We start from the raw sequence: 15093 nt of genomic DNA, 5'->3' as shown, positions 1-15093 counted from the left end.
CAACGCCCTCCGGTGAGGTGTCACATGGAATCCGCCCTGCAGATCTTCTTCGTCGGCGTGCCGCACGCCGTGCTCATCTGGTCGATCCTCCTCGGCCTCGCGGTCCTCGCGATCGCGGGCCTGCACCTGGTCGGGCCCCGCGGGCCGCGGCGGCCACGGTTGCGCACCCGGCTGCGCGCCGCCCGGATCCGCCGGCACCGGCGCGCCGAGGCCGCCGCCGAACTGGTCCGCTACGCAGAAGAGGTCGGCGTCGCCGCGGCCCGCGCCGAGGCCACCGCCGGCCGCCACCACGAGGCGTGGCTCGCCGCGCAGGAGACCGCCGAGCGGGCCTGGACCGCGTACGAGTCGGCCGACCTGACCGCCCGCCGGATGACCGCCGCCGCGTTGCTGCCCACCCCGGCCACACCGCAGACCACGGAGGAGTACGCGGAACGCGAGCGCTGGCTCCACCGCGCGGCCATGTCCGCGTGTGCCCACAATGAACTGTCCTTGTTGGATCTCAACGACGCGCTCGCGCACCGCAACGGCTGGGACCCGCGTCGCCACCCCGCGGAGCAGGAGGCGATGCTGCGCCGGGCGATCAGCGTGACCCTGCGCGCCGCCGAGCGCACCGCGGCCCGCGAGGAGCGGATCGCCTGGACGGCGGCGGAGTCCGCGGCTGCGGCGGCCCGCAGCCTGCGGGCGGAGGCCATCTCCGCCGCCGAGCGCGCCCACGCCGTGCGGCACCTGGTGCGCCACGACGCCGCGGCCGGCCCGGAACGCCAGCGGCAGCGCCTGCGTACCGCCGTGGCCCGGTAGCGGACAATCGGCGAGTGTTCCTCACCCACCTGGCCTGCCCGCGCTGCGGCCGGCAGCATGACGCCGAGGTCCTGACCAACCTGTGCGAGTGCGGTTCGCCGCTGCTGGCCCGCTACGACCTCGACGCGGTGCGGGCCGCGGTCGCGCCCGCAGACATCGCGCGCCGGAGTGCCGACCTGTGGCGCTACCGGGAGCTGTTGCCGGTGCGGGACGACGCGCACCGGGTGACGCTAGGGGAGGGCTGGACCCCGCTGTGGCCGGCCGCCCGCTACGGCGCCGCCATCGGCCTGGATCGGTTGCTGGTCAAGGACGAGGGGCTCGTGCCGACCGGCTCGTTCAAGGCGCGCGGCGCGGCCGTCGGCGTCTCCCGGGCCCGCGAGCTGGGCGCCCGGCACGTCGCGATGCCGACCAACGGCAACGCGGGCGCGGCCTGGGCCACCTACGCCGCCCGCGGCGGGCTCCGGTCGACGATCGCGATGCCATTGGGCGCACCGGCCATCACCCGCAACGAGGTGGTCGCCGCCGGCGGCGAGCTGATCCTCGTCGACGGGCTGATCAACGACGCCGGCCGGCTGGTCGCCGACCTGCTCGCCGCGGCGGGCGGCGACATCTTCGACGCCGGCACGCTGCGGGAGCCCTACCGGCTCGAGGGCAAGAAGACGATGGGGTACGAGATCTGCGAGCAGCTCGGCTGGCGGGTGCCCGACGTGATCGTCTATCCGACCGGTGGCGGGGTCGGGCTGATCGGGATCCACAAGGCCCTCGGGGAGCTGCGGGAGCTGGGCTGGATCGGGGACCGGCTGCCGCGGCTGGTCGCCGTGCAGTCGACCGGGTGCGCGCCGATCGTGCGGGCGTTCGAGGCCGGCGCGCGGCGGGCGGAGCCGTGGACGGACGCGCGTACCGTCGCGTTCGGGATCACCGTGCCGGCACCGCTCGGCGACGAGCTCATCCTGGACGCGCTGGCTGCGACGTCGGGCACCGCGATCGCCGTCGACGACGAGGAGATCCTGGCCGACCTGCGGGCGTTCGGCGAGCGGGAGGGGCTGCTGCTGTGCCCCGAGGGCGCGGCCTGCCTGACCGCCGCCCGCAAGCTGCGGGACAGCGGCTGGCTCACCGCCGACGACGAGGTGGTCGTGCTCAACACGGGAGCGGGCATCAAATATCCGGAGACGATCTCAACCCCGGGAGCGTAGGCGGCGCAGCATCCGCGGGTCGTCGAAGCCGACGGCGCGGGCCGCCGCCTGCACGGTGCTGCCGTGGCCGATCAGGTGCTCGGCCCGTTCGAGGCGCAGCGCCTGCTGGTAGCCGAGCGGGGTCAACCCGGTCGCCTGGCTGAACTGCCGGGTGAGCGTGCGCTCGCTGACCCCGCCGGCATCCGCGAGGTCGACCAGTGGCAGGCGCTCGGCGTACCGCTGGTCGATCAGATCCTGGACCTTGTGCACGACGTCGCTGAGGTGGCCGCGGTGCCGCAGCATCGCGCTGCTCTGCCGCTCGTCGCCGTTGCGGCGGGCGTAGACGACCATCTCGCGGCCGATCCGGGCGGCAGCCGCCGGGCCGTGCCGCGTCGCGATCAGGTGCAACGCCAGGTCGATGCCGCTGGCGATGCCGGCGGAGGTGACGACCCGGCCGTCGACGACGTAGAGCACGTCGCGGACCACCGTCGCCCGCTGGTAGCGCCGGGCCAACTCGTCCTGGAGATCGTGATGGGTCGTGCAGCGGCGGCCATCGAGCAGGCCGGCCCGGCCGAGCACGTCGGCGCCCGAGCAGACGCTGGCGACCGTGCCGCCGGCCTGGTGGTGCGCGGTGACCCAGTTGATCGTGTCCGGAGCGAGCCGGCCCGTGCCGCGCAGCGTCGGGGAGCGCCAACCCGGCACGATCAACAGGTCCGTGCGGCGCAGCGCGGGCAGGCTGGCTTCGGCGTGCACGGGCAGGCCCTGCGCGGTGGGCACCTCGGCCTGTTCGGCGACGTAGGTCAGCTCGTAGCCCAGGCCGAAGTCGCGCGCGGTGGAGAACACCTGAGCGGGCCCGGCCAGGTCGAGCAGGTGCAGGCCGGGCACGAGCAGGAAGGCGACGGTGGTCACGATCTGGTCATCATGCCACGAAGGCCGCACCGGCCACTTCCGCGGTTTTCCGCACGGTCGCGAACCGGCCGTCGAGGACACGCTCCGTGCGTTCCACTATTGCCTCGTTGCTTAGGGTGCGGGGGTCGGCCAGGATCTCGTCGACACTCGCGCCGGCGGAGTCCGGGTGGGGGATCGGGAAGGTGAGCGTCGCGTCCGTGACGAACGTGACGGCGTACCCCAGATCGCCTCCGACCCTTGCCGTCGTCTCGACGCACTGCTCCGTGCGGATGCCGCAGACGGTGAGGTCGAAGATCCGCCGTTCGGTGAGGAACTGGCCGGCGTTGGTGGTGGTGAAGACGTTGTGCGAGGTCTTGACCAAGGTGGGCTCGTTGTTCGTTGGCGGGGTGATGCCGTCGAGGAGCCGCACGTGGCCGTTGGCCGGGTCGAAGACGCCGCCGGTGCCGGGCTCGCTGTGCAGGACCCAGACGACGAAGTCGCCGCTCGCGCGGAAATTTTCGACCAGGCGGTTGACGTTGAGGATGAGGTCGGGATTGGAGCCGGCTCGCCAGATCTCTCGTTGGCGGAAGGACTCCTGGACGTCGATGACGAAGAGTGCGCGGTTCATGTCCCGATCGTCGCCTTGGCACCGTCCGGCGCGGAAGGCCGCATCACGTCTCGGAGCGGACTGATCCGGTCAGGCGCGTACGACGTTGTCCACAGGCGGCGACAGGTTTGTAGCGACTAGTGCTTTCATTGGGGCATGGCGAATCCGGCGATCCTCACCGTTGACGACGACCTTGCCGTTTCCCGGGCCGTCGCCCGTGACGTGCGCCGTCAATACGGCGACCGTTACCGGGTCGTCCGCGCCAACTCGGGGGCGGAGGCGCTCGACGCGCTCAAGGAGATCAAGCTACGCGGCGACCAGGTGGCAGTCCTGCTCGCCGACTTCCGCATGCCGCACATGAACGGCATCGAGTTCCTCGAAGCGGCGATGGACCTGTTTCCCCGGGCCCGCCGGGTGCTGCTCACGGCCTATGCCGACACCGACGCCGCCATCGACGCGATAAACCGCGTCGACCTCGACCACTACCTGCTCAAGCCCTGGAACCCGCCGGAGGAGAAGCTCTACCCGGTGCTCGACTCCCTGCTCGAGGCGTGGACGTCGACGCCCGAGGCTTCCGCCACCGTCACGCGTGTGGTCGGCCACCGCTGGTCGGCGCCCTCGTTCAAGGTCCGCGACTTCCTGGCCCGCAACCTCGTGCCCTATCGGTGGTATCTGTCGGACGAGCCGGAGGGCGCCCGACTGCTGGCCGCGGCGGGAGTCGAAGAGACCGACGTGCCGCTGGTGGTCACTCCCGAGGGCAAGTCGCTGGTCCAGCCTTCCGAGGGTGATCTGGCGACCCACGTCGGGCTGTCCACGACACCGGCGAAGGACTTCTACGACCTCGTGGTCGTCGGCGCCGGGCCGGCTGGGCTGGGAGCGGCGGTCTACGGCGCCTCCGAGGGGCTGCGCACCCTGCTCGTCGAGCGGCACGCCACCGGTGGGCAGGCGGGGCAGAGCAGCCGGATCGAAAACTATCTGGGCTTTCCCGACGGGGTCTCCGGCGCGCAGCTCGCCGAGCGGGCCCGCCGCCAGGCGGTCCGGTTCGGCGCCGAGCTGCTGACCACCCGTGAGGCGACCGAGCTCGACGTGCGCGGCACGACCCGGGTGCTGCGGTTCGGCGACGGCAGTGAGGTGGCCTCGCACGCGGTCGTGCTGGCCACCGGCGTCTCCTACCGCATGCTCGAGGCGCCCGGCCTCAACGACTACCGGGGGCGGGGCGTCTTCTACGGCTCGGCGGCCACCGAGGCGCCGAGCTGCTCCGGGCAGGACGTCTACATCGTCGGCGGCGCCAACTCCGCCGGCCAGGCCGCGGTCTATTTCTCGCGGTACGCCCGCAAGGTGCACATCCTGGTCCGGGGTGACGGGCTGACCCGCACCATGTCTCGCTACCTGATCGACCAGATCGACAGCCACGAGAACATCGAGGTCCACTCACACACCGAGGTCAGCGAGGCCGGCGGCGAGGAGCACCTCGAGCGGCTGGTGCTGCGCGACACGCGCGACGGGTCGACCCGGCCCGTCGAGACCTCGTGGCTGTTCATCTTCATCGGCGCCGAGCCGCGCACCGACTGGCTCGACGGGGTGATCACCCGTGACGACCACGGCTTCGTGATCACCGGGCCCGATCTGATCGCCGGCGGCAGCCGCCCGGTCGGCTGGTCCATGCCCCGCGACCCCTACCACCTCGAATGCAGCGTCCCTGGCGTGTTCGCCGCCGGCGACGTCCGTTCCGACTCGGTCAAGCGGGTCGCATCCGCGGTGGGTGAGGGCGCGATGGCCATCTCCCTGGTGCACCGTTATCTGGAGGCACAATGAGCACCGAACTCGCCGGGCACGCCGAAGGCGACCGGCTCTCCCCGGCCGAGCTGCGCGAGCTGTTCCTGTTCGAGAAGCTCGACGCCGAGCAGCTCGACTTCCTCGCCAGCCACGGGTCGGTCGAGCACTACCCGGGCGGCGCGTCCGTCTACCGGGAGGGCGAGGAGGCGACCTGCTTCTACGTGCTGTTGAGCGGCACGATCGCGCTCAGCCGCAAGGTCCGCGGCGACGAGATCGAGACGACCCGCACCGACCAGGTGGGTGCGTATGCCGGCGCGACGCAGGCCTACATCGAGAAGATCCCGCAGATCTACCTCAACAGCATGATCGCCATCTCCGACGTCGAGGTCTACCAACTGCCCGCCGACGAGCTGGCCGGCGCGCTGCGCGACTGGTTCCCGATGGCGATGCACCTGCTGGAGGGCCTGTTCTTCGGCATGCGCTCGATGCAGACGATGGTCAGCGAGCGCGAGCGGCTGCTGGCGCTGGGCTCGCTGTCGGCCGGCCTGACCCACGAGCTCAACAACCCGGCCGCGGCCGCCGTCCGGGCGACCTCGGTGCTGCGCACCCGGTTCACCGGCATGCGGCACAAGCTGGCCCTGATCGCCGACGGCCGGATCGACGGCACGCGGCTGCACGCGCTGGTCGGCCTGCAGGAAGAGGCGATCAAGCGGGCGGCGGGCGCACCCGAGCTGACCCCGATGCAGACCAGCGACGCCGAGGACGAGGTCGGTGACTGGCTGGAGCAGCACGACATCACCGGCGCCTGGGACATCGCGCCGACGCTGGTCTCAGGCGCGGTCGACATCGAGTTCCTGGAGAAGGTGCGCGGCGAGATCGGCCCCGACAACTTCGAGAACGCGCTGCGTTGGCTGACCTACACGCTCGACACCGAGCAGCTGATGACCGAGATCGACGAGTCGGTCACCCGCATCTCGTCGCTGGTCGCGGCGGCCAAGCAATACTCACAGCTCGACCGGGCGCCGCACCAGACGGTCAACGTGCACGAGTTGCTGCACGCGACGTTGGTGATGCTGCACGCGAAGTTCCCCGAGGGGATCAAGCTGGTCAAGGAATACGACCGCACGCTGCCGGACATCCCGGCATACGCGGCCGAGCTCAACCAGGTGTGGACCAACCTGATCGACAACGCGATCAGCGCGATGGGGCAGTCGGGCACGCTGACGGTCCGCACGTCGCGCGAGGGCGACAACCTGGTCGTGTCGATCGGCGACACCGGGCCCGGCATCCCCAAGGACGTGCGGCCGCGGATCTTCGAGCCGTTCTTCACCACCAAGCCGGTGGGCGAGGGCACGGGGCTCGGGCTCGACATCTCCTACCGGATTGTGGTCAACAAGCACCACGGTGACATCCGGGTCGACTCCAAGCCGGGGTCGACGTGGTTCCACGTCGTGCTTCCCATCGACCCCGAGGAGGGCGTCGCTCCCACTTCGGCGGTTCCCGCCGGCGAGGCCGAGTGACGCACATCCTGTTCGACTTCTTCGGCACGCTGGTCGACTACGACGATGGGCACGCGCGCACGCCGGTGAAGTCGGCGGCGATGGCGTCGCTGCCGGCCGACGAGTTCCTCGTGCGGTGGGACGCGGAGTGGATGGCGTGGGAGGCGCGCTGCGCCGCCGCGCACCGGGAGTTCTCGATGCTGGACGTGGCGGGTTCGTTCCTGCCCGACGCGTCGCCGGCGGACCTCGCGGCGTTCGTCGACGTCTACATCGCGGAGTGGAACGCGGGCGTGCGCTACCTGCCGGGGTTGCCCGCGCTGCTGTCGTCCTTGTCGCAGCGGTTCCGGCTGGCGGTCGTGTCCAACACGCACGAGCCCGACCTGGTGCCCGGCCATCTTTCGGCGATGGGCGTCGCCGGGTTGTTCGACGCCGTGGTCACCTCGGTGGAGGTGGGTGTCCGCAAGCCGGCGCCGTCGATCTACGAGGTCGCCCTGTCCCGGTTGGGCATCCCGGCCTCTGCGGCGGTGTTCGTCGGCGACAACCCGTCCGCGGACTACTTCGGCCCGCGTGCCTTGGGCATGCGCTCACTGCTGATCGACCCGGCGGCGCGCCACGCGTCGGTGCCGCCGGGTGACCGGTTGTCGTCGGTGTTCGACCTGCCCTCGGTGTTGGCTTAGGGCCTTTCTCGTTGGATCACGGGCGCCGCGCCGCGCCGGGTCGGTGGCGTCGACGGAGCCGAAAACCGTCCGTGTCGCCGCCGGGCCCCAGACGACGATCGACCGCACGCGGAGGCCGGCCCAGCCCGGCTGTTGAATCGACCTTTCCCCGCGCACACCCGGACGCCGTCTGGACCTCGGCGCCGTGAGAGCGCAAGGCCTTAGCGCGCTGCCCATTCGTGTTCTCCGCCTTCGTGGAGGGCCTCGTAGACGCGGTCGCGGATCGCGTTGGCCTCTGCCGCGTCCAAGGTGCGGTCCAGGTCGCGCAGGAGGAGGCGGAGCAGGACGTTCTTCTGGCCCGGTCGTAGGCCCATCCGCCGGCGGGCCGATTCCGGCAGGTCCGCGTAGGCGGTCTCGCTCCTTACGCTGATCTCCTCGATGGCCTGGGAGTCGTCGCCGAGGGCGGCGCGGGCCCGGTCACCCAGTTGTTCGGCGTCGCGGTCGTCGGCGACGGCCAGGGAGAGGTCGCGGGCGGTGGCGGGCTTGGCCGAGACCGGGTGGTACGGCGCCAGGTCGCGCATCTGGTCGGCCACCCGGGGGTCCGCGGCGCGGAGGAGGCGGATGTCGTCGATTCCCTTGACCAGCATGGTGATCCGGTCGAGCCCGAGCCCCATCGCGAGGCCGGTCGCTCCCGCGGGCAGGACCTCTGGGTGGGCGAGCCCGCACTCACCGATCTCGACGCCGTCGACGTAGATCTCGCGTCCGTCCAGTGTGTAGGGATGCGGGCTGTCGGGCGTCTCGATCGCCTTTCCGGGCAGGACGGCGCCGACGACTGTCGCGATCATCTGTGTCAGGTCGTCGTCCGTCAGCGGCGGGCCACCGGTGCGGACCCGCCACAGGTCGAGCTGGTGCGGCTCACCGACGTGCTGCCGGTCGATCACGTCGCGGCGGTAGCTGATGCCGGGCACGCTGAGCAGCACGTCCGTGTCGGTGAGGCGGTCAAGCAGGGCCGGTATGCGGGCGGTGGTGTGCGAACGCAGCATCCGCTCGTGGTCGACGTAGCGGCTGTAGCGGCGATCCCTGGTGACGGCGGCCGTGTCGTACCGGAGGCGGTCGTAGTTGTCCGCGACCGGGACGATGCGGGGGCCTGGGTCGCGCCGCACGGGTATGCCCCAGGTGTCGTGCAGCGCGGTCTCGATCTTGCTGACGACCTGTTGGACGGCGTGCTCGCCGGCGTCGGGGTCGGTGAGGTCGCGCTGTTCGAGGGCGGCCTGGAGTTGGGCAGGGGTCAGGTAGGACATCGTGGTTTCCTCACGGGTGAAGGGGAGACAGGCGGAAACGAAAAACCCCCGGCCGAAACCAGGGGTTCTGTGGTCTCCCGCACCCGCGAGAAAGCGGAACGGATCAGCGCACGACAGACAACCCACCGGTCACCCGGGGGCTCCTAAATCGCATGCACCGAATCCGCACGCCACCAGTGTAGGCCGCATGACGACCAAATTTCCGCCCGCCGCTCGTCGATCGCTCTTGTTGAACGTGTCGCACGGGTCCGCCTGCATGGGCCGGCTGACTGCTGCATGCGGTTCGGTTGGCGCTGCCGCCGGCCCGGCGGACGCCAACGGCGACCTGTCGGGATGGTCGATGACGGGCTGTGCGCGGTTGTTTGCCCTCGGGATGTTCACGGGCGGGCCGGCCGCTGAATTCTCCGCCGAGCGCGGTGCGGTGGCGCCAACCTGGGTCTGTCTCGACGTGCTGACCGCGCGGCGGGCGGCCGCGCATCTGTGTTCGTCCGCCCCGGGGCGTGCGCTGCGGTTGGTGCTGCCGCCAGTCCCGCGGACGCCGCCAGGCAGGGGGAGTGGTCGGGGTGATCGATGATGGGCTGGGCGCGGTTGCTTTGCCCGGCCGGCACCTGGGCGGCCCTGGCCCCGGCGACACCGGTCTCGCGGTCGTCGCGGGCCGGCAGTGACTTCGCCGGTGAGCGCGGTGCGGTTGCGTCAACGCCGGCGTTCATCCGGCCATGGCCGGCCTCGATCGGCCGACGGCGGTGGCTCGCCTCGCTCCGGACACCTTCGAAACAGACCCGCGGCCGGGAGGTGTGGGTAGGTCGGGCGGTGATCGCCCGACCTACCTGCCGATCTTTGTTCGCTACGCCGTGGCGCGGAGTTCTTCGATTACCTTGCGGCGTAGGTCTTCGACCTCGACGCCGGATTCCGTCAGGACCATGACACCGAGGCCTTCGCCCTCGCGGAGCAGGCCGAGCAGGACGTGCTCGGTGCCGATGTGCTTGTGCTTGAGGCGGATCGCTTCGCGCAGCGACAGCTCCAGCACCTTCTTGGCGCGCGGCGAGAACGGGCCGCCCGTGTAGTAGCGGCGCCGGCGGAAGCCGAACAGGCCGCGGGAGTGCGGGCGGGCCGGTGGGCGGCTGAGGGCGCCTTCGCCGAAGGCTTCCTCGACCTTGCGGCGCACCGCTTCCAGGTCGATCCCGATCTGTCGCAGTGCCTCGGCGTCGGCGGTGCCGAGCGCCCGTGGGCCCTGGCCGACGTGCGACTCGATCCGCGCGCGGATGTCGTCGGCGGTGACGCCCGCGCCGCGCAACACCCGGCCGGCGACGCCACCACCGCTTTCGCGCTCGTCGTCGAGCATCGCGAGGAGCAGATGCTCGGTGCCGACCTTGTCGTGGTGCAGCGCGCGCGACTCGGCCACGGCGCCCTTGACGACCGATCGCGCCCGGTCGGTGAACCGCTCGAACATCACGCCTCCTGTGACGGTCGCACGACCGGACGCCCGGCGTGCTTCTTGTGTACCGCCTGCCGGCTCACCTCGAGCGCGGCGGCGATGTCCTGCCACGACCAGCCCTGCGCCCGCGCGTTGTCGACCTGCACCGTCTCCAGGCTCTCCAGGAGACGGCGCAGGGCCAACACCGCGCGCAGCCCGACCTTGGGGTCGGTGCTGCTGGCGGCCGCGGCGAGGTCCACTGCCTGAGTCATGATGTCAATCTACGTTGACAGGCGCGCTCTTGTCAACTGTGGTTGACGACGTACCGTCGAGAGGTGGAATTTCTGGTCGACATGGTGACCACCGTGCCCGACGGGACCTCGGACGACGAGGTCGCCGACATGCGTAAGCGCGAGGCCGCACGGTCCGCGGAACTCGCGGCGCAGGGCAGTCTGCTGCGGTTGTGGCGGCCGCCGTTGGCGCCCGGCCAGTGGCGCACATGGGGGTTGTTCAGCGCCGCCGACGCTGCGGACCTGGAGGCGGTGCTCGCCTCGATGCCGCTGCGCGCGTGGCGGCAGGACGCGGTCACGCCGCTGTCGCCGCACCCGAACGACCCCGGCCGCTGATTCGCATGACCGAGCACGAGATCCTGCGAGGCGTCCTGGACCGGTGGAAGTCCGCCGTCGACGCGCACGACCCCGAGCGGGTCGCCTCCTGCTTCACCGACGATGCGATCTTCCAAGGGCTGCATCCTTATACGGTCGGTCCCGCGGGCGTCGCCGAGTACTACGCCGATCAGCCGATCGGCATGACCGCCGCTTACGACGTTCGCGAGACGCGTCGGCTGGCCGGTGATGTCGTGCTCGGGTACCTGAGCGTCGACTTCGGCTTCGTCGACCGGCCGGTGCTGACGGTCTTCCTGAGCGTGATCGCGCGCCGCGTGGGGGACGGTTGGCTGATCAGCCACTATCAGGTGTCGCGGCTCTAGCGGTCACTGCTCGGGGAGCGTGCCGGTCTCCAGGAGCGTCTTGAGGCTGGCGATGATCTGCGGCCAGCCGTCGTTGATGCTCTTGAGGACGGCGCTGCCAGGCGCGAACCCGGTGTGGATCACGGTCAGCTTGACCGCCGTGCCGGCCGGCTCGAGCTCGAAGTTCACTGTGGACCGTGGCTCGGCGGCGAAGGTGGCCCGGTCGGCTTCGGTGATGTCGTAGGTCTTCGCCCACTCGTCGGTGAAGGTGTGCCAGGTGTAGGAAAGCCGCCGGTAGGGATCGGACTCCACGACCACCTGCTCGGCGTCGGCGATCCGCGTGCCGTCGGAGACCCACACCATCGGCGAGCCGGGGGACCAGTCCGTCTCGAACTCCGTGCCCCAGTAGCGCTTCGTGAAGGCCGGGTCGGTCAGCGCCTGCCAGAGCCGTTCGGGCGTGGTGTTGATGTAGGTCGTGTAGACGAACTCCTGTGCGCTCATCGGCGTCTGCTCCAATGCGGTCTTGAGGTCGGCGAGGGTCTGTGCGCGGCCGCGGTCGTACCGGTTGATCCATCGGTCGGCGATCGCGTTGACCGGCGCGGCGTTGAGGTAGTGCAGCTTCTCCCGGCCGCGCCGGACCGTCGTGACGAGCTCGGCGGCCTCGAGCACGGCGAGGTGCTTGCTGACCGACTGGCGTGCCATGTCGAGCCCGGCGCAGAGCTCGCGCAGCGTCTGGCCGTTGCGCGCGTTCAGCGTGTCGAGCAGTTGGCGCCGGCTCGGGTCGGCCAACGCCTTGAACACGAGGTCCACCGGCTTCACCTCACATGCAGCCGTTCGGCTGCCTTTTCACCATAGGCAGCCCTTCGGCTGCATGTCAATGACCGCCTAAAATTGTCGTACGTACGTTCTAATCTGCGTGCATGGATGTGGAGATGGCCACCCGGGGTGGCGACGGCGGTCCGTGGGGCGATGGCCCTCAGCAGCAGCAGCGTTCGTTCGGTTCGGCTCGGTGATGTGACGTGGCGACGGCGACGCGGTCAGCGCAGGCGGGGAAGCAGCGCGGGCACCTCGCGCATGTGGTCGGCATAGCCGCTGCGGCGGTCCAGCGACCGACGGTCCATCAGCGGGATGCTCGCGGCCTTGAAGAGCACGACCATGCCCACGGGCCCGACCAAGGTCCACCACCACGAGGGCGCGGCGGCGACCCCGAAGAGCCACAACCCCCACCAGAACGCGATCTCACCGAGGTAGTTCGGGTGGCGCGTGCGCCGCCAGACCCCGGTCGCCATGATGCGGCCGCGGTTGCCCACCGCGGCCGCGAAGCGGTGCAACTGCAGATCAGCCACGGCCTCGAGCGCGATCGCGCCCGCGGTCACCGCCGTGGCGACCACGTCGAGCACACCGAAAGGACGTGATCCGGCAAGCGCGGGCCAGACGGAGAGCAGCCCGAGAAAGACGACGAGCGTCGGCATGAGCTGGATGCCGCCGAGGTTGACCAACCACCAAGGCACCCGCCCTCGGGTGGCGCGCAGGTGCGTGTAGCGCCAGTCGACCTGGTGCAGCCCGCCCCAGCCGTAGGCCCAGTTGCCGGTCAGCCGCACCGCCCACACGGTGATCAGCAGGAGCACGACGACCTGCCGCACACGATCGCCGCCGTCGGCGACGACCACCCACCAGCCGGCCACGAGGGGCGGGGCGACGCTCCAGTAGGGGTCGTACAGGCTCGCGTTGTCGACCACCATCGACAACGCGAAGATCAAAAACGTGGCGACCAGATCGGCGACGAACGCGGTGACCAAGGGATGCCAGGAAGGAGGCGCCAGCACCACAACCGCATAGGCCACGGTGAGCGCGAGCAGGTAGGACCCAACCACCACACCGAACGACCGGGTCCGCGACACCGCACGCACGCCCACGGAAACCCCTTCCCGCCAGCAAGTAGTGATCATCGTAGGCAGCCCAGCCACCACGCACCATGCCCCGAACCACACCCACGCACCGCCGTGGGCATGGATCTACCCGTGTGCGTCCGCCGCGACCCGCCGCGACCCGCCGTGACCCGCGTCGCCCGCGGCCAGGGCCACGCTCGCGGACACGGCCACGCTCGCGGACACGGCCACGGACACGGACACGGCCACGCCCCCGGCCACGGCACTGGCACCGGCACCGGCACCGGCACCGTCCTGAGCTTGGCGTCAGACCGCCGTGCGCGCGTTCCGGCGTGTCGGGCAGGTTGAGCGCGGTCGGAGCTGTGGTTGGCGTCGGATGGGACCTGCCGTGCGCGCGTTTCGCCGCACCTCGCGGCTTAGTCCGCGCGGGCGGGGTGGCGCGGGGTCGAACCTGCGGTGTCGGCGTGTCTGGCTGCTTCGTGGTTTGCGCGCGGGGGCGGGGTGGCGCGGGGTCGAAGCTGCCGTGTAGCCGTGTCCGGCTGCTTCGTGATTGCCCGCTTGGGCGCGAGGTGGCGCGGGGCCGAACCTACCGTGCAGCCGTGTCTGGCTGCTTCGTGATTGCCCTCGCGGGCGAGGTGACGCGGGACCGAACCTGCCGTTTAGGCGTGTACGGCCGCTTCCTGTGGGGGTTGCGTGCCCCGCCGCCTCGAATCGGCCGGCCACCGCGGCGAGCCCCGGGCTCGAACTCCGCAGACCACCGCTCGGCGGGCTACTCAGCCGCCAGCGGGGGTTGAGAGCGGGTGACGCAGAGTTGCTCGGGCAGGGTCCACCACTGGTCCGGGCGGTCGACGACCGCGGCGGTCGGGCCGTCGTCCAGGACGCGGGCCAAGCGCAGTAGGAACGCGGCGATTCCCGCCGCGCCCTGCATCCAGGCCGTGCGTGGCGGGAGCAGTGGCGGGTCCTGCCGGTACTCCACGAACCGCCAGCGTGCACCGTCGCTGTCCTGGATCGCGCGCTCGGCCAGGGCGTCGGCCATCGTTTCGGCGCCGCGTAGCAACAGCGCCGCGTGCCGCTCGTCCTTGGTGTCCTGGGCCGCGTCGAGGAGGATGTCGCCTACGCCCGCGGTGCCGCAGCAGCGGCCGTCGTTGTCCCAGAAGCCTGGGCGCAGGCGTTGCGGGAGGCCCGACGTCAGGACCGAATGAAGGCAGCGGCGGCGCAGTTCGTCGACCTCGAAGGCGCCGACCCGCTCGACGCCCGCGCGGGACAGGGCGGCGAACACCTGGGAGGTGCCGGCCGGGCCGTGGCACCAGTTGTACGTCACCGGCTCCACCTCGCGCTGTGACCGCGGGATCGTGTGCTCCACGATGAAGCCGCCGTCGTCGAGTGCGGCGATGCTCAGCAGGTGCTCGGCTCCCTGCCGCGCGGCGGCGACGAAGTCCGGCCGGTCCAGGGCATGGCCGGCCACGGCCAGCGCCGAGGCCACGCCGGCGGTGCCGTGCGAGAAGTTGGGGTTGCTCGATCGGTAGCCCGGCCACATCCGCCAGTCCAGACCGGCCTCGGTCGGCTCGGCCACCCGGAGGAGCGCCTCGCCTCCCGTCGTCATGATCGCGGAGGCGGACTCGCCCCCGGCCCAGGCGGCGGCGAGCATCACCCCGGCGCTGCCGGAGATGATGTCCGCCGCCGGGCCGTGGGACTCGGCCTCGATGGTCGGCGCCGGTGTCCAGCCCGCGGGTGTGCGCAGGGAGGCCAGCCGATCCAGCGCCACCGACTCGCGCCCGGGAGTCAGCAACCGCAACCCGGTCACGTCACCGGCGAGGCCGTCGTACAGCGACGGGTCCGTGCGGACCGCGGACGCCCGACCCAGCCGGTCGACGATGCCCGCGGCCAACGCCGTCTCGGCGCCGTCCAGTTGGCGGTGGCGGCGTATCTCGGCGAGTACGGGAGCCAGCCCGGCGATGCCCGCGTAGAGCGAGTCGCGGTCCCCGGCCGGCCGCGGCGACTCGTCGTCGACCACCTCCGGCAGCCACGGACCGTCGTCGTGCCGGACCTGGCCCAGCACCCAGGCCCAACCGGCCTCCCCCAACTCGCGATACCGCGACGCACCAGACACGCCGCCACCCTAATCG

At 71.3% G+C, this 15093-nt stretch carries 15 protein-coding genes; 7 read left to right on the top strand and 8 right to left on the bottom strand.

Annotated elements, in window-relative coordinates; genetic code table 11:
• Positions 1-24: 24 nt before the first annotated feature.
• Positions 25-798 (top strand): hypothetical protein, encoded by a 774-nt coding sequence (locus Air01nite_RS29410; protein ID WP_203706591.1) that lies wholly within the window; start codon positions 25-27, stop codon positions 796-798.
• Positions 799-812: 14 nt separating this feature from the next.
• Positions 813-1991 (top strand): threonine synthase, encoded by a 1179-nt coding sequence (locus Air01nite_RS29405; RefSeq protein ID WP_203706590.1) that lies wholly within the window; start codon positions 813-815, stop codon positions 1989-1991.
• Here the strand turns inward: Air01nite_RS29405 and Air01nite_RS29400 are convergent.
• Both Air01nite_RS29400 and Air01nite_RS29395 read right to left on the bottom strand, forming a co-directional pair.
• Positions 1974-2879, bottom strand: coding sequence for a GlxA family transcriptional regulator (locus Air01nite_RS29400; RefSeq protein ID WP_203706589.1), 906 nt, complete (start codon positions 2877-2879; stop codon positions 1974-1976). The genes Air01nite_RS29405 and Air01nite_RS29400 overlap by 18 nt on opposite strands.
• A gap of 10 nt (positions 2880-2889) precedes the next feature.
• Positions 2890-3486 carry an isochorismatase family protein gene (locus Air01nite_RS29395; protein ID WP_203706588.1) on the bottom strand — a complete coding sequence of 199 codons (597 nt, stop codon included), beginning with the start codon at positions 3484-3486 and terminating at the stop codon, positions 2890-2892.
• 135 nt (positions 3487-3621) lie between these two features.
• On the opposite strand from Air01nite_RS29395, the gene Air01nite_RS29390 reads away from it, so the two are divergent.
• From Air01nite_RS29390 to Air01nite_RS29380, 3 genes are read left to right on the top strand one after another with little or no spacing between them, the layout of a single operon-like run.
• Entirely contained in the window at positions 3622-5280 is a 1659-nt protein-coding gene (locus Air01nite_RS29390; RefSeq protein ID WP_203706587.1) for an NAD(P)/FAD-dependent oxidoreductase, read from the top strand.
• Positions 5277-6761, top strand: a complete 1485-nt coding sequence (locus Air01nite_RS29385) for an ATP-binding protein (RefSeq protein WP_203706586.1) — start codon at positions 5277-5279, stop codon at positions 6759-6761. The genes Air01nite_RS29390 and Air01nite_RS29385 overlap by 4 nt, the downstream gene beginning before the upstream one ends.
• The gene (locus Air01nite_RS29380) at positions 6758-7417 is read left to right on the top strand and encodes an HAD family hydrolase (protein ID WP_203706585.1); all 660 of its coding nucleotides are present in this window, start codon (positions 6758-6760) and stop codon (positions 7415-7417) included. Before Air01nite_RS29385 ends, Air01nite_RS29380 begins: the two co-directional genes overlap by 4 nt.
• A gap of 200 nt (positions 7418-7617) precedes the next feature.
• Here Air01nite_RS29380 and srmL read toward each other — a convergent pair whose 3' ends face one another.
• The 3 genes from srmL to Air01nite_RS29365 form a co-directional block, all read right to left on the bottom strand.
• On the bottom strand, positions 7618-8697 hold the full coding sequence (gene srmL, locus Air01nite_RS29375; protein WP_203706584.1) for a PheS-related mystery ligase SrmL: 1080 nt from the start codon (positions 8695-8697) through the stop codon (positions 7618-7620).
• 844 nt (positions 8698-9541) lie between these two features.
• Positions 9542-10147, bottom strand: a complete 606-nt coding sequence (locus Air01nite_RS29370; protein WP_203706583.1) for a Clp protease N-terminal domain-containing protein — start codon at positions 10145-10147, stop codon at positions 9542-9544.
• Positions 10147-10383 carry a helix-turn-helix domain-containing protein gene (locus Air01nite_RS29365; protein ID WP_089248094.1) on the bottom strand — a complete coding sequence of 79 codons (237 nt, stop codon included), beginning with the start codon at positions 10381-10383 and terminating at the stop codon, positions 10147-10149. The genes Air01nite_RS29370 and Air01nite_RS29365 overlap by 1 nt, the downstream gene beginning before the upstream one ends.
• 63 nt (positions 10384-10446) lie before the next feature.
• Here Air01nite_RS29365 and Air01nite_RS29360 point away from each other — a divergent pair, with 63 nt between their 5' ends.
• Together Air01nite_RS29360 and Air01nite_RS29355 are read left to right on the top strand one after the other, a co-directional pair.
• Positions 10447-10737, top strand: coding sequence for a muconolactone Delta-isomerase family protein (locus tag Air01nite_RS29360; RefSeq protein ID WP_203706582.1), 291 nt, complete (start codon positions 10447-10449; stop codon positions 10735-10737).
• Between the two features lie 5 nt (positions 10738-10742).
• Positions 10743-11099 (top strand): YybH family protein, encoded by a 357-nt coding sequence (locus Air01nite_RS29355; protein WP_203706581.1) that lies wholly within the window; start codon positions 10743-10745, stop codon positions 11097-11099.
• 3 nt (positions 11100-11102) lie between these two features.
• On the opposite strand, the gene Air01nite_RS29350 is transcribed toward Air01nite_RS29355, so the two are convergent.
• The 3 genes from Air01nite_RS29350 to Air01nite_RS29340 all read right to left on the bottom strand — a co-directional run bounded on the left by Air01nite_RS29350 (position 11103) and on the right by Air01nite_RS29340 (position 15077).
• On the bottom strand, positions 11103-11888 hold the full coding sequence (locus Air01nite_RS29350; RefSeq protein WP_239091048.1) for an ArsR/SmtB family transcription factor: 786 nt from the start codon (positions 11886-11888) through the stop codon (positions 11103-11105).
• 227 nt (positions 11889-12115) lie between these two features.
• Entirely contained in the window at positions 12116-12994 is an 879-nt protein-coding gene (locus Air01nite_RS29345; protein ID WP_239091047.1) for a DUF1295 domain-containing protein, read from the bottom strand.
• A 742-nt stretch (positions 12995-13736) separates the two neighbouring features.
• Positions 13737-15077 carry a lanthionine synthetase LanC family protein gene (locus tag Air01nite_RS29340; RefSeq protein ID WP_203706578.1) on the bottom strand — a complete coding sequence of 447 codons (1341 nt, stop codon included), beginning with the start codon at positions 15075-15077 and terminating at the stop codon, positions 13737-13739.
• Positions 15078-15093: the final 16 nt, after the last annotated feature.

The sequence above is a fragment of the Asanoa iriomotensis genome (assembly GCF_016862515.1).
GTDB classification, from domain to species: Bacteria; Actinomycetota; Actinomycetes; order Mycobacteriales; family Micromonosporaceae; genus Asanoa; species Asanoa iriomotensis.
This window is presented reverse-complemented; position numbering and strand designations above follow the sequence as displayed.